The organism is Paraburkholderia sp. JHI869 (assembly GCF_038900775.1).
In the GTDB taxonomy this organism is placed as follows: domain Bacteria; phylum Pseudomonadota; class Gammaproteobacteria; order Burkholderiales; family Burkholderiaceae; genus Paraburkholderia.
On the sequence record NZ_JAYMSC010000052.1, the window covers coordinates 20,678 to 36,238 of the forward strand.

The following is a 15,561-nucleotide window of genomic DNA, read 5'->3' on the forward strand; positions in this document are numbered from 1 at the left end:
GCGACGGTGGTCGATGCATCGCGTCTCGTCCGTGACTTTTCGACGGGAGAAGCCGAAGGCAACGGATTTTGTGCGCCGGTGAGATACCACGTGAGAGCAACGTTTTTTGTGCATGCCTCGGACGGCGTTGCGAGAGGTAACGTTTATTGTGCGGCCGCATGCGGTGGTTCCGTCGCTCGCCATTTGTGCGGGGTAACGGAATTTGTGCAGCTATGGCGTAGAGGTGCCTTTTGGTGGAATTGGGTCGCCGAGCGCTAGCGGAACCGCGGACATCATGGGCGCAGGGGGGAATCGGGTAACGATTTTTGTGCAATGCGATGGCAGGGCGCGCGCGGCCAAGCTTGCTTTGCTGCGTACGGTAACGGTTTTTGTGCAGTTCGTGCGGCGGGGCTAGGTCACAGAAGTCTGGAAGCACAAAAATCGTTACCCGGCCGCTCAATGGCGGAGTGACGGCTGAGCAACCGGCGGAACTGCACAAAAACCGTGACTGCGCGGGGCACATGCGAGCGATGAAGGCTGCACCGCGAGGTCCGCAGCCGCATTTGCACAAAAACCTTGACCGGAGCCATCGTCGCGAAGTGCTCTGACCCCGCTGGGTTGCACAAAAAACAGGCAAATCGGAGGAAAACGGCCTATAGCGGCTTTGGTGGCTTTGCGGGTTTCGTTGGTACTTTGGCCTTGGGAATGTCTCGCGAGGGCAATACAGGCCGTTTTGAAGGGTCATTTTTTTTCATATCGCCCTCAATTAGTGTGTTTTCATACGCTTTTGCTGTATTCTACGCTTTATCCAAATTCTGATAAAAAGCGTATTAATGGCGAAGACTATCGAATTGCCGTCGATCGATCGACGTGTGGATCTTTCCGCGATCACTGAATTTGCCGAAGAGGCCGGCCGTCTATCTGAAGAGCTTCGGGAGATGATGCTGGCGCCGCGGCCGCGAAAGATGGCGCCCACATTCACGTCCGCTCAGGTCGCAGAGATGTGCGGCATTGATCGCATCAAGCTGAACAACTTGCTCGCCACCCGAGAGGGTCTCCCGCAAGGCGTGGCGCAAGGGTCCGGACGAAGCCGGGTCTTCACATTGCCGGAAGCGAGAACCTGGGTCCAGCAGGTTTCCGATATCTACCAGACACCGCTCCATACTGGCGTGCGCGACGCCGACGGCAAAGTGATCCTCGTCGCCAACTTCAAAGGCGGCTCGACGAAAACGACCACAACCATGTGTCTCGCCCAAGGCCTGACCTTGCGCGGCCGCAGGGTTCTGCTGATCGACCTCGATCCGCAAGCGTCGCTGACGGAGCTCTGTGGTCTGTACGCCGAAAAGGAAGTGACCGAGGATAGCACGGTCCTGCCGTTCATCTACGACCCGCATATGGAAGGCGGTCTGCTGAATTTCGTGCAGGAAACCTACTGGGACGGCCTCGACGTCATTCCCGCGCACCCCACGCTCTTTTCGGCGGAGTTCCATATCCCGGGTACTGTGATCAAGAACCCGGGGTTCAAGTTCTGGGACTTGCTGCGCCAGGGCGTGGAAGTGCTGCGCAAGCAATACGACTACATCATTCTGGATACGGCGCCGTCGCTGTCCTATCTCACGATCAATGCGCTCATGGCCGCCGACGCGATGGTCATGCCGCTCGTGCCCGAGAGTCTGGATTTCATCAGCTCGGTGTCGTTCTGGAGCCTCTTTTCAGACCTCGCGCACACGATCATGGAACGCGGCGACGAGAAGACGTACGACTTCGTGTCCGTCCTGCTTTCGAAGGTCGACTACGGCAAGACGTCGTCGGCACCGGTCGTGCGCTCCTGGGTGCAGCGGACTTACAAGGATTGGGTGAACGCGCTCGAGGTGCCGGCCAGTTCAGCGATGAGCAACGGCGCGCTGGCTATGGCTACCGTGTTCGACATCAGCAAGGGCGATCTCGCTGACAAGACGGTGGCGCGCGTGCGTCAGCCGCTGACTGATTACGTACAGTGGATCGACGATCTTTACGTAGAACAATGGAGGGCCGGCAAGTGAGTTCATTCCGCGACAAGATGGCGGCGAAGACCGCTGAGCTCGGCTCGTCTTCGGAGCGGCCTGCTGCCGAACGGCCGGCTGCCGTTGCCCCGGCCGAGCCGCGCCGTAGCAGCGCGTTCAAAACCGGACCGGGCATGCTCGGCGCGTTGGCGGTGGCGCAGCAGCGCATCCAGGAACTGGAGAACACGAGCGACAAGCTCATGCTTCCGGTGAACGCGATTCAGCCGAACCCGTGGCAGCCGCGCAAGATTTTCAGCGACGAGGGTTTGGCATCCCTGGCCGAATCGATCCGCGAAGTCGGGCTCGTCGAGCCGGTTGTCGTTCGCCGCGCGGAGAACGGCTACCAGTTGATCGCCGGCGAGCGGCGTTTGCGCGCACATGCCCTCATTCAAGCGCAAGACATTCGCGCCTCCGTGATCGAGTGTTCCGATCAGGACATGGCGGTGCTGGCGCTGGTGGAAAACGTCGGGCGCGAGGACCTCACTGATTATGAGATTGGGCAATCGCTACGCCGTGCGGAGCGGGAATTCCCGACTCGCAAGCGTATGGCCGAGGCGCTGGGTATGTCGCGCAAAGGCTTGTACCGATTCCTGGCCTTTGAGAATTTGCCGGATTTCATTCGACGCGATCTTGATTTGAATCCCCGGCTGCTCGGCGGGTCGGCCGCTGATGAAGTTGTCTCGGCGATCAAGAAGTACGGCTCGGCGGGTCTTGCTGCGGCGCGCGACTTGTGGCCGGCCGTAGTCGGCCGGACGCTGGATCAAGGCAAGTTCGCGGCGGCGATCGGTGCACAAGCGGACCGGGGTGAGTCGACCGAGAGCGTATCTGAGCGCAGCATCGAGAAGATCTTTTCGGGCAAGAGCCACGCTGGCAGCATTACCAAGGACACCAACAGCTTTACGGTGAAGCTCAAGACAGGCGTGTTGTCGGATGCACAGGAAACGCAAATTCGCGAGCTGATTAGCCAGCTGTTCAATGTGAAGCCTGGCTGATTGAACATTGTGGTTGTTGGTGTAGATGGGAGCCCGCTTCGGCGGGCTTTTTCTTTTTGGGGACCAGATAGTGTGTCGAGTTGACACACCGATAGCCGTCAGGCGAGAGCGGGGTGCCGGGGGCGGTTGTGTGTCGAGTCGACACACAAGGGTGCTGTGGGCGTTTCGCCCGCGTCGCGCCACGTTAGGCGAACGTCAAAAATGGATGTGCTCAGTCTGAGGAGCGGTCGTGTGTCGACTCGACACACAGCGATCGGGCGGCTCGGAAGACGAAGAATATTGCGGCATCGACTGCTGTGTGGGGAGGCACGATTGCTAGCTGGTGCTGTCCTTCGGCGCGAGCGTGAACTTCGAACGGTGGGCCCCAAATCCATTGGCTTGGTCCGCGTGTGTCGAGTCGACACACGCGGACCAAGGACACAAACCGAGAGAACAAGTCCCCGGTCGCCTCGTTGTGTTATGCGCGAGAGAATGACTCGTCGCGCATGTGGACTTGTAGGCCGAGAGAGTGTGTCGAGTCGACACACCCGCGATCGGCGCCGCCAGGCCGTGGCAGCTTGGGGTGGATTGCAAGCGGCAACTTGCCTTGTCAGCGGTCGCCCAGCCGCACCATCGTGCGGTGTCCGAGAGGATGACTGTTGCTTGCATGTTGACCTGTTGAGCGAGGCGGTGTGTCGAGTCGACACACCGCCTCGGCCGACTCTCCGTGGCGGTGTGAGTGGATCGGGAGCAGGACATTGGCGACACAGGTGGCAGATACGGGCCTTGAGGCAACGTATGCAGCGGGGACGGTTGGTGAGCACTCTCCGTGCAACACGGTAATCGACGCCTGCTGACGTACCTGTTGTCGGCTGCAGCGCGTGGATCTGGCGTGGCCCGCATGTGGGCTGTAGCGTGCGGGCCTGTGTGTCGAGTCGACACACAGCGTCGGCCGACCCGCCGTGGCGGTTGGAGTGGATTGGGAGCAGGACATTCGCCACATAGGTGGCAGATACGGGCCTTGAGAAACGTATGCAGTCGGGACGTCTGGCGACCACTCTCCGTGCAACTCGAAAGTCAACGCGTGCTGACGTACCTGTTGTCGCCCGCAGCGCGTGGATCTGGCGTGGCCCGCGTGTGGGCTGTATCGTGCGTGCCGGTGTGTCGAGTCGACACACCGCTGTCGTATCCAATCTCCCAGTTCGCTTCAAATAGGGAGTACCTGTTCGCCAGTGGAAAACAAGGACGTCTCCGTAGTTGGCCCCGAGATCAGACCGCGCGTCATGCATCCCTTAGTTGCCATAGCGCAAGTGCTGGCGCCAATCGCGTATGCCCATCACGGCGCGTCATGGGGCGCGCACGACGCATCGTCTCCAGCCATCATTTGCGGTCGCGGGGCGCAGTATGCGCGGACTGCACGTTGCGGAGACCTCCATCGCTTGGTCCTCGAACCGCCCAGGCGATTCGTCCATGCGGCCTGAAGGCATGACTCCCGCACATCTCCGACGTTCATTTCTCGCAACCGCATGACCAGCGATGAGCGCCACCGACCGCACGCCACGTCAAATTTCACGCCGTGCGCTCGCGCCAACTTGTCCAAGCAAACAGTGTACGAGCGCTGCCCATTCCTGCCGACGACGCCTTGGTGGCGACAACCTAGCATCGCGCACTCGCGCCCCTCATTCGCACGCCGCGCTGAAATTCCACTGCTAGTTGCCACCAGCCGAGCCGAACGACGATACCCAGTAACTCCCTCCCTACGCTTGTCATGAGGGCAGACGAACTGGCGGGCAAGCGAGCGGCAGTTCGGATCAGATAGCCTGCCTAACAGACTAGTGCCAGGTATTTGCCGTGTCGGCGCAGGACAGGGCAGGGCAGTCTGCCACGGCAATGCGCCACCGCGTTTGATCTCCTCGTTCTTGCGTTCAAAGTTGCTTGGCGCCCGTCGCTCAACCCGCAAACGACGACGAAGCATTACCACTCGGCGCCGGGCAGCCCGCCTTTGCCCAGTCAATCATCGAAAATAAACGCAACTAACTGACAAATTCAGTCACGACCGCAGAGCACGCAGTCGTCAATCTACGGCACGCACGCCAACCCTTGGCCACCACCATCGAGAGATCAAAGGAGCGATTAGTTAGTGCGCCTCCCGCGAAGAGATACAAAATGAGTGGACCGGGTCCGATAAGCGAGCAGCCTCACATTGCCCTCCGCGGCGAGACCCGCAGTCGCAAACCTGATTGCTGAGCATTTCACGCGCTGATTCGGCCTCAAAACGCTTTCAATCGCGCGTGAAACATTTCGCTCCAAATCACCAAATCGGTGAAATCGTTGCCCCGTGGGAGTTTCAGGCTCGAAACAATCCAAATTCTAGTACTTGTTTCACGGTCATAACGACTCTCCGACCCCGAAACACGGCCGGAAAGGCCACTGCAAGCTAAAACCCGCCCAACCGGTGTCAATCGTACATTTCAATACGTATTTTGTAGTTTTTGCAGAAAGGCGCTACACGGCCCAAAAACGACCAATCAGCGAGGAGTTTCCACGCGCTGCGCGTTCGGCGGTACGAGCAACCTACTCGTTTGCGTCCACCGCCGACATACGTAACGACGGCGTCGCCGCAATCATCGCTGCGACGTGTTCCGCGACACGTTCGATTACCGCAGATGCGCGAGCACCGCTTCATTTACGCCGCGCGTGCCGACACAAGCACTGTGCTTTGCCATGCCACGTTTGCCAAAGCAGACCGATGCGTGTCGATTAAAATTGGGCCGCATTGTTGAGCCATATTGCAAGGCTTCTGCCCGGGCTCATAGTCGTGCTCAAATCGCCAGCGCGCTTCACACACATGAGGCGCCGCTCGCGCGACACAGCAGCATTCGCCCTTTCTCCATTCAGCGCCCGCAAACACAATAGAGGACACGTCGTGAAGTTCATCCACGCGGCAGACCTACACCTCGACAGCCCGCTACATGGCCTGAGCGCTTATCCCGACGCGCCGGCCAGCCAATTGCGCAATGCCACGCGCGAGGCGCTGCGCTTGCTCGTCGATCGCGCCATCGAAGAAGAGGTCGCGTTCGTCGTCATTGCCGGCGATCTCTATGACGGTGACTGGAAAGACCACAACACCGGCATCTTCTTCGGCCAGCAGATGGGACGCCTGCGCAAGGCCGGCATTCGCGTCTTCGCCCTGTGGGGCAACCACGACGCGGAAAGCGAAATGACGAAGAAGCTCACATTGCCCGACAACGTCGTGGTCTTCAGTCACCGCAAGCCCGAAACGCATGTGCTGGACGACATCAAGGTCGCGCTGCACGGCCAGAGCTTCAAGGACAAGGCCGTGACCGAAAATCTCGCCGTGGGCTACCCGTCGCCGGTTTCCGGTTACTACAACATCGGCGTGCTCCACACCGCGCTCGAAGGCTATGCCGCGCATGCGAGCTACGCGCCGTGCACGCGTTCCGAATTGCATGCGAAGGGCTACGACTACTGGGCGCTCGGTCACGTGCACGAATTTCAGCAGTGGTCGGAAGAGTCGACCATCGTATTCCCCGGCAATCTACAAGGGCGGCATATCCGCGAAACGGGACGCCGCGGCGCCGTGCTCGTGAGCGTCGAGGGCGGACGCACGGAGGTCGAGCGTCTCTATCTCGACGTGCTGCGCTGGGAATCGGTGCAAGTCGATGCGAGCGACTGCGAAAGCGTCGCGGATCTGTCGCGCAAGATTGGCGCTGCGCTCGAAGCGCTGCTGAGCGTCGACGCGCATGTGCCGCGCGCGGTGCGCGTGAAGGTGACAGGCAAGTCTCCGGCGCACGGACTGTTTTTCGGGCGCGCCACACAATTGCGCGCCGAAGTGCTCAATCAGATCGGCATTATCGGCAATGACAAGCTGTGGCTGGAAAAGGTCAAGCTCGAAACGAGCGCGGCCGATGCCGCTGCCGCGCAAAACGAGCCGATCGAGGCGCTCGCGGATCTCAAACAGATACTCGATGCCGCCACGCAAGACCCCGAATTCCTTGCACTGCTCGAACGCGATTTGCGCGCCTTCGTCGGCAAGGTGCGCAGCGAAGTGAAAGAAGACGCGCCGCTGCTCGAACTCGCCCGCGACGGCGAACTCGCCGCGCTGGTGGAGCAGGTCGGTCCCGCGCTGCTTGCGCGTCTTTCCACGGGAGAATGACCAGTGCGCTTGAAGCAACTCGATTTGATCAAATACGGCAAGTTCACCGATACGACTTTGCCGTTCCCCCACGCTGCGCACGATTTCCACGTCATCGTGGGGCCGAACGAAGCGGGCAAGTCCACGGTGCGCACTGCCGTTTCGGAACTGTTGTTCGGCATGCGCTTGCAAACGCCACTCGATTTTCTGCATGGCACGCCGGAATTGCGCATTGGCGGCGTGCTGGAAAACGGTGCGGCCGAACAACGTTTTCATCGCGCGCGCGGCCGCAACTCGCTGCGCACGCCGCAGGACGACAAACTGCCCGACGACTTTCTCACTGCATTTCTGGATGGCGCGAGCAAGGAGTTCTTCGAGCAGATGTTCGGCCTCGATCATGCGCGGCTCGTTGAAGGCGGGCGCAGCATTCTCGACGCCTCGGACAAGCTCGGCCAGGTGCTGTTCGAATCGGCAGCGGGCGTGGGGAGCCTCGGGCCCGTGCGCGAGGAACTGGAAAATCGCGCGGCCGAACTCTGGGCCCCGCGACGCAGTGGCAGTGCGTATGCACAGGCGGAGACGTCGTTCGCCGAGGCAACGGGCGAACTGAAGGCCGCGCAGGTGCGCACGCGCGACTGGGTCGAGAAAAAGGATGCGCTTGAAGCGGTCGAGCAGGCTATCGAGCGTTTGCGCGCCGAGCAGCGCAGTTTCGAATCGCAGCGCTCGAAGCTCGAACGCGTGCGCCGCCTCGCGCCCTATATAGAAGAGCTTGCGCTCAAGCAGAACGCGCTGGCCGCATTGGGTGAGGTCGTCGATTTGCCGCCCACCGCTTATGCGGATCTGTTGAAGGCGCAAGGCGACATCGCCGCTGAGCGCAAAGTGCAGGAAGCGCGTCAGGCCGATCTCGTGGGCAAGCAAGCATCACGCGACGCAATCGAGCCCGATCGCGCGGCACTGGAGCTAGCCGCCGAAATCGACGCGCTCGACACGCTGCGCGGCGAATGCGTCAATCACCCGCGCGAGTTGCTGGTGCGCGAAACAGAGATCCGCAATCATCTTGACGCCGCGTTCGCGGCTGCCGCCCAGCTTGGCTGGCCGAGCGACGAAGCCGCATTGCGCGCGGCGCTGCCCGGCGCGCTCGCGCTGAAGACGGTGACGAACCTGCTACGCGATCACGGTCTTCGTGAGCAGTCGCTCACGACGGCGCGAGAGGCGCACAGCGAACAACAGCGCAAGCTCGCGCAATTGCAGGAACAGTTGGCGCGCTTGCCCGGTTTCGACGTACCTCACGCATTGCACGCGGCACTCGACGATGCGCGCGAATTCCGCAACAGCGCGGCGAAGGAGAGCGCACTCGAACGCGACCTGGCGGATGCGCAGCGCACGGTTGAAGAGAAACGCCAACTGCTGGGCCAATGGAGCAAGCCGGTGCAAGCGCTGCGCGCACTGAACCTGCCTTCGGCCACGCGTCTGGCTGCGCTGCAAAAGGAAGAAAGCGAGCGTGTGAGCGCGGTGGCCGCTGCGCGAGAAGCGGCCGCGGCCGCGCGCGAGGATATCGAGCGCTTCGAATTGCAGGAGAAGCAATTCACGCAGGGCAACAAGGTTGTCACGACTGCCGAAGTGCAGGCGGCGCGCACGCGCCGCGACAGCGCGTGGGACGAAGTCAAGAAGGCGCGCATCAGTCTCGCGGATGGCGCCCCCGCCGTGGACGACGCGATGCGCCTCGCCGACGAACTCGTCGACGCGCAGCTCGGCACTTCGCAGGCAGCGGCTACATTGCAGAATCTGCGCCAGCAAGTCGAAACGGCGCGCGCGAATGCGCAGCGCAAACTAGCGGCTTTGAGCGAACGTGAGAGCGAACTCGAAGCTTTTCGCAATGGCTGGGCGCAAATTGCGAATGACGCGCAACTGCCTGGCATGCCGCTTGCGGATATGGGCGCCTGGCTCGCAAATCGCGAAGCAGCGCTAAATGCGCAGAGCGAAAGCGACCGCCGCGCAAGTGAACTTGAAGCGCGTCGAATGTCGCGAAACACCGCGCATGCGGCGCTGCTCGAAGCGTTGCGCCCAGTGGCGCAGACAAACGACAACGACGCGCTGACGACATTGATTGGCGTGGCGGAAACAGTCGTGCAGTCGGCGCAAAAGAGCGCCGTGCAGCGCGAAGGTCTGGAAACGCAGATTCGCGACGTTGAACGCGCGAGTGAATCGGCGCAATCCCGATTGACGATTGAACAGGATGCCTACGCAAAATGGCAGGCGCAATGGCGCGAAGCGCTTGCGCAAGCGAATCTCGGCGCGCGCGCTGCGACGCTCGCAGCCGCGGAAGGCGCAGTCGATCTCGCCAATGTCATTGCGGCCGCCTTTTCGGACGCCGAAGCACCCCGAAACCGTATTCGCACGATTCGAACGCAACTGGAGACGCTGGAAGCCGACGCGCGGCGCCTCGCCCAGGCGCTCGCGCCCGAATCTCATGCGTCGAGCGATGGAATCGACGTGGCGCGCCAACTCGCGGCGCGGCTCGCAACCGCGCGCGAAATGGCGAAATCCCTCGCCCAGACCGATGCCGATTTGCAGGTCGCCCGTACGCGCGTGGCCGATGCCGCAGCGGCGGTGGCGGGCGCACAGGCGCGCATCGAGCCCATCCTGAAGCTCGCGGGCGTGAGCGCAATCGATGCGGCATTGCCGCTCGCCGAGCGCTCCGACACTCGCCGCGCGTTGTCGAATGCGATTTCGGCGGCGCGGGACACGCTCGTGCGCGAGGGTGACGGACTCGCACAGGAAGCCATCGCAGCGGAGATCGCGCAGCAGCCCATCGCCGAGGTGCCCGCGCTTCTCGCGGCGGTGAACCAGCAACGCGAAGCGGGCGATCTCGCATTGAGTGAGTGCCTGCAGCAACAGGTGAGCGCCGCGCAGGCGTTCGACGCGATCAACGGCCAGGCCAATGCCGCGCTCGCGGAGGCGAAACGCCAGGAAGCGCTGAGCGCCATGGGTGAAGCGGCGGAGCAATATCTCGAAGCGGCGACTGCGAGCCGCCTGCTCAAATGGGCAACGGATCGTTATCGCGACCAGAAGCAGGGGCCGATGTTGCGTCGCGCGGGCGAAATATTCAATGGGCTCACGCTCGGTGAATTCGCGCGGCTCGTAGTGGATAACGAGCGCAATCCGCCCGCATTGCATGCACGGCGCAGCAACGGCAAAACCGTGGAAGTGGGTGGAATGAGCGAAGGCACGCGCGACCAGCTATTTCTCGCGCTGCGCATTGCGGCGCTCGAATTGCAGCTGGCGAGCAAGGCGGCGCTGCCCTTCGTTGCCGACGACCTCTTCATTAATTTCGACGACGAGCGCGCAAAAGCCGGGTTCGCGGCATTGCGGAATCTCTCCGCGAAAACCCAGGTATTGTTTCTCACGCACCACGATCACCTTTTGCCGATGATTCGCGAGATATTCGGTGCGCAGGTCAATGTTGTCGAATTGCAGCGCGCACCTCTCGTTGCGTAGCGGTGCGAATGTTTCTCAATGAAAACTCATGGGCACTTTGTTTGCGAAACGATCAATAGTCTGATCAAGAAACATGTTTTTCACTACAAAACATTCGTTTAAATTTGCCAGCCTGCGCGATTTGACTTCATAATCACCCTGTCTTTCGCGACGCCCCGGCCGACAAGATCGCAATTCGATCGGCCAGTGATGTTTGAAGGGTGTCCGTAAAAACCGTGAATAAGGAGGCGTGAATGGTCACCCTGGATGCAATTCAATCGAAGATCGCCAAGCTGCAAAAGCAGGCCGAAACGATCGTGCAAAAACAAACGTCGGTTGGTCTCACGAAAATTCGCGATCTGATGGCCAAACACGGCCTGAGCGTGGCCGACATCGATCGCTTCGTTGGCAAGAAGCGTGGCCGCAAGCCTGGCAAACCTGGCATGGGCGTCAAGGCAGCAGGTGCGAAGCGCACCGTTGCGCCTAAATACGCCGATCCGAAAACGGGCGCAACGTGGACCGGCCGTGGCCGCGCGCCGGCATGGATTCGCGACGTGAAAGACCGCTCGAAATTCCTGATCGACGGCGGCACGGCGAAGCCCGCTGCCAAGGCCGCCCGGAAACCGCGCGCGAATGCGGCGGCAGTCAGAAAGACCGTGGCGAAACGCGCCAAGGCCGCGCCCGCGAAGAAAGCCGCTCCCGCAAAACGCGCGGGGCGTAAAACGGCAGGCCGCAAAGCCGCCGCAGCGCCGGCACAAGCCGCAGCGGCTGCTTAATAGAGCTGCTCAGAAAAGCGCATAAGCGAATCGCTTTGCGAACCGGTGGCCGCGCCGGCGTTTCGACGCCCGCGGCCACTTTCACATGAGCGGCGCGAAACGACGCGCGCCTGGTGCACTCGCTGCCCTCGTTACTCTTCTTGTCACCCATGTCCGGCCTTACTTTTTCCTCGGGCCTTCTCGCCCCCTATCTGCAGTCGCTCGACGCACTTCAATTGCTCGGCATTACGGTTGCGCTCGTGCTGGGCGGAATGGTGAAGGGCGTGACGGGCATTGGTGTGCCGCTCGTGGCCATGCCCATCGTCACGCATTTTTTGCCGGTCAAGGAAGCGGTGCTGCTGCTGTCCATGCCGATCATTCTCGGCAATATTCCGCAGGCGCTGGAGGGCGGCGAAATGCTGCCTACCGTGCGCAATATCGCGGCGCCGCTAATTGGCACCGTGATCGGCAATGTGATTGGGGTGTCGGTGCTGATCGCGCTGGAGCCGCATCACGCCCAGGCGGCGTCGGGCGTGGCGTTGATCGTGGCTGCCGTGCTTTTGCTCGTCTCGCCGCGCTTCAAGCTCGCGCCCGCGCTCGCGAGGCCGGTGGGTTTCGTGCTCGGTTTCGGAGCGGCGCTCATGGAGAGCATTGCCGCCGTGCCGGGGCCGTTGCTCGCCATGTATCTGATCGCTTCGGGCGCCACGGGCCGCGCATTCACGAAACAGATTGCGATTATTCTCGTCGTTTCGGTAATTACGCTCATTACGGCGTTTAGCCACGGCGCGCACGCCAATCTCATCGATCTCGCGATTTCGGCGGCGGCCAGCGTGCCCGCCATCGCGGGCATGCTGCTTATTCGACCGTTGCGCGACAACCTGCATCCGCTCGCGTTTCGCGTGGTCGTGCTCGTGTGCGTGCTGGCCGCGGCCGTGCAGATGATCGTCAAATCACACGTGCTGTTTTGACGATCGCGCCGCTCAATGGCTGATCGCTTCGAGCGAGAGCCCGCGCGTAGCTGGCCCAAGCAGAATCATCACGATGCCCACGAGCATCGACGCGCCGATGAACACCGCGACGCCAGGCACACCGTAATGATGGAGCAGGATGCCGATGGCGAGCCCCGCGAACGCGGCGGCAATGCGGCTCCACGAATACACGAAGCCCACGGCGCGCGCGCGGATGCGCGTTGGGTAAAGCTCGGCCTGATAGCCGTGATACGCATAGGACATCACGTTCGAAGCGAGCGTGAAGAGCACGCCCAGCACGATCAGGACCCACGGTTGCGTGGCTTGCGCGAATAGCGTGATGACCACGGCCATAATCAGCAGGCCGCCGACGATCTGCGTCTTGCGCTCCAGCTTGTCGGCGAACCACACGCCAATCAGCGGCCCGAACGGATTGGCGATGGCAATCACAAAGGCATACGCAAGACTTTGCGTGATGTGAACGCCGCGCGCGATCAGCAGTGTCGGCACCCATGCGGCGAAGCCGTAAAAGCCGATCACCTGCGCCATATTGAAAATCGACAGGATCACGGTGCGCCGCAAATACGGTGCGCGCAGCACTTCGCCAAGCGAGCCGCGCCCGGCCTTTTCAAGCGAGATCGCCCCGAGCGGCGGCAAAGCCTTGCCCGTTTCGGCGGTGACGCGGCGCTCGATATCGGCCACGATCCGTTCGGCTTCGTCCTCGCGGCCATTGCGCGCGAGCCAGCGCGGGCTCTCGGGAATGCCCCGGCGCAGGAACCACACCACGACCGCGCCGACCGAGCCGATCAGGATCACCACGCGCCAGTAGTCGAGACCAATCGGATGGGAGTCCTTGAGGATATAGGCGAGAAACGCGACCACGGGCACCACGCTGAAGGTGATGAACTGGTTGACCGCGTAGGCGCGGCCTCGCTCGCCGCTCGGGATCAGCTCGGAAATGTACGTGTCGATGGTCACGAGCTCGATGCCGATGCCGATGCCCGCGATGAAACGCCAGATATTGAGCGCCTGGCCGCTCGTCTGGAACGCCATGATGACCGTGCAGGCGATGTACCAGATCAGCGACCACGTGAAGATAATGCGCCGCCCGAACTTGTCGGCCACCTGGCCGAACGCGAGCGCGCCGACCCACAGCCCGGCGAAAGTCGAGAACACGAAGGTGCCGAAGCCGGCCACTTTGAGCGGCCCGAGCGCGGAAAAGAAGCCGAGCGATTCCGGTGTGAAAAGACCCGAATGCACCATGCCGGGTGCGACATAACCCGTGAAGAAGAGGTCGTAAAACTCGAATACGCCGCCGAGCGACAGCAGAATCACCATCGACCAGACTGTGCGCGACGGCGGCAGCCGGTCGAAGCGGGCGGCAATTTCCGCCGATTTTTCAATGGACATCCCGATTCCTCATTACATTTTGAAAGCGTGTGGGGAGCAAAATGTGCATGCATCGACCGATTTGCATGGGTTGCGCGCGACGTATGCAAATGCCGATACAGGCCATAGCACGCACTTTATTGATGCGGCGGCATGGAAGCACCTGGTTGAAACCCAAATGCGTTGCGCTTATGGCAATGCCTTTTAAGGCGACGCCGCCGATGCCAGCGCAACAGACAGTGCACCGGCCAGGCTTTACGCGATGCTCGCGCCTGCGTGGCTCACGCGGTTGCGGCCGGCGTGTTTGGCGGCATACAACGCAGCATCGGCGGCTTCGATCAGCGCATTGGGGGACCAGGCAACGATCGCGTCGCAGGTGGCGCAGCCCGCGCTCACCGTGACGAGGCCGCCTGCGGCGGGAGAGGGAATGCCGAGTTGCTCGACGGCGGCGCGTGCGCGTTCGGCAAGCGCCGCGGCTTCATCGGCGCCGGTATCGGGCAGCACCAGCGCGAATTCCTCGCCGCCATAGCGCGCGACGAAACCGCGTGGCTGGTGCAGCGTGCTCGCCAGTGTGGTTGCGAGCGCACCTGCTACGGCGCCGAGGCAGGCGTCGCCGTGCAGATGGCCGAAGGCATCGTTGTAGTGCTTGAAGTGATCGACGTCGAGCATCACGAGCGAGAGCGGCTGGCCGCTGCGCGCGGCGCGCTCGAAGGCCTGGCGGAACTGCTCGTCGAAATAGCTGCGGTTGTAGACGCGCGTGAGCGCATCGCGCGCGGAAGCGCGGATCAACGTGGCGTGGTCTTCGGCGAGCTGGCGATAGAGCGCCGTCACTTCCCACACCAGCACGCACACGAGCACGCCCGGCGCGAACATGCTGAATACGCGCGCGACATACCAGCCCAGCGTGAAGCGCTCGATGCTGAGCGTATTGAGCGCGGCGTCGACGAGCGAGGCGAGCAGCGCCACCACGATCCACAAATCGAGCACGAGGCGCAGCCGGCCCTTCACCAGCACGATCGCAATCGCGATCAGGTTGAGCGCGCAGATCACGAGGCCCGCGAGATTGTTCGCCAAGGCCGACGACGGCAAAGGCTCTGGCGCAGCGCTCGCAACGTCGCGGAACGGCGACGCCAGATCGACGTGCGTGACGAGCACGCCCAGCAGGGCGGCGACGGCCGCCGGCCCCGCGATCAGCAGCCAGCCGCGCGCGTCGAGGCGTTCGCGGGCGAACGGCGGGGCGGGCAGGCGCTTCCTCACCAGTTCGGCCACGATGACGAGCGCGGGAAAGCCGCCGTGCCAGAACACCCACATCCAGGCGGCGCTATGCGGGAGCGCGCCGAGCAGCCCCGCGCGCGCGAACACGCCAGGAAACATCAGCAGCTGAAGCGCGACGGTAATGGCCGTAAACGCATAAGCGCCGCCCAGCGCGGCGAGCATGGCCACGCGCGTGGCCGCGAAACGCGCGCCCAGCAGGAACGCCGCGATGCTCGACGTGGTGAACACCGTGAGTGCGCACATCGGCATGAACGGGGCGATGCCGGGCAACGCGTCGCGCGCACGCGGCGCCGCGAGCGCGAGCGTGAGGAGGATTGCAAATGCGCATACGCTGGCGAAGAGCGCCTGCCTGCGTGTTGCCGGTCCGATCAGCAAGCCGTCCATATGATGACTTTTGGGTTGATGCGCAGCTCGAGAATGGTGATCGTGGCGTGACAGCGTGAGGGGCCGCACGCGTGTGCAAAGCAGACAAATTCAGCTGAAGGTATTGTGCTCCGAATCGGCGAATTAGTGGGGCACGGATGCGTGGGCCCAGTTATATTGAGTTTCGGT

The 15,561-nt window shown here is 62.1% G+C and carries 9 protein-coding genes; 7 read left to right on the top strand and 2 right to left on the bottom strand.

Features of this window, described 5'->3' with window-relative positions; genetic code table 11:
• The first annotated feature begins 812 nt into the window (after nt 1-812).
• From VSR72_RS41730 to VSR72_RS41755, 6 genes are all read left to right on the top strand, one after another.
• Nucleotides 813-2,021 (top strand): AAA family ATPase, encoded by a 1,209-nt coding sequence (locus tag VSR72_RS41730; RefSeq protein ID WP_342958028.1) that lies wholly within the window; start codon nt 813-815, stop codon nt 2,019-2,021.
• Nucleotides 2,018-3,013, top strand: coding sequence for a ParB/RepB/Spo0J family partition protein (locus VSR72_RS41735; RefSeq protein ID WP_342958029.1), 996 nt, complete (start codon nt 2,018-2,020; stop codon nt 3,011-3,013). Before VSR72_RS41730 ends, VSR72_RS41735 begins: the two co-directional genes overlap by 4 nt.
• Before the next feature lie 2,905 nt (nt 3,014-5,918).
• On the top strand, nt 5,919-7,169 hold the full coding sequence (locus VSR72_RS41740) for a DNA repair exonuclease (RefSeq protein WP_342958030.1): 1,251 nt from the start codon (nt 5,919-5,921) through the stop codon (nt 7,167-7,169).
• A 3-nt stretch (nt 7,170-7,172) separates the two neighbouring features.
• Complete coding sequence (locus VSR72_RS41745; protein WP_342958031.1) at nt 7,173-10,643, top strand: AAA family ATPase; 3,471 nt, start codon at nt 7,173-7,175, stop codon at nt 10,641-10,643.
• Nucleotides 10,644-10,876: 233 nt separating this feature from the next.
• A complete protein-coding gene (locus VSR72_RS41750) occupies nt 10,877-11,398 on the top strand; it encodes an H-NS histone family protein (protein ID WP_342958032.1) in 522 nt (173 codons plus the stop codon).
• Nucleotides 11,399-11,547: 149 nt separating this feature from the next.
• Nucleotides 11,548-12,345 carry a sulfite exporter TauE/SafE family protein gene (locus VSR72_RS41755; protein ID WP_342958033.1) on the top strand — a complete coding sequence of 266 codons (798 nt, stop codon included), beginning with the start codon at nt 11,548-11,550 and terminating at the stop codon, nt 12,343-12,345.
• 12 nt (nt 12,346-12,357) lie between these two features.
• Here VSR72_RS41755 and VSR72_RS41760 read toward each other — a convergent pair whose 3' ends face one another.
• A complete protein-coding gene (locus VSR72_RS41760) occupies nt 12,358-13,683 on the bottom strand; it encodes an MFS transporter (RefSeq protein WP_342958044.1) in 1,326 nt (441 codons plus the stop codon).
• Nucleotides 13,684-13,747: 64 nt separating this feature from the next.
• On the opposite strand from VSR72_RS41760, the gene VSR72_RS41765 reads away from it, so the two are divergent.
• Nucleotides 13,748-13,942, top strand: coding sequence for a hypothetical protein (locus tag VSR72_RS41765; RefSeq protein WP_342958034.1), 195 nt, complete (start codon nt 13,748-13,750; stop codon nt 13,940-13,942).
• 47 nt (nt 13,943-13,989) lie between these two features.
• Here VSR72_RS41765 and VSR72_RS41770 read toward each other — a convergent pair whose 3' ends face one another.
• Complete coding sequence (locus VSR72_RS41770) at nt 13,990-15,393, bottom strand: GGDEF domain-containing protein (RefSeq protein ID WP_342958035.1); 1,404 nt, start codon at nt 15,391-15,393, stop codon at nt 13,990-13,992.
• Nucleotides 15,394-15,561: the final 168 nt, after the last annotated feature.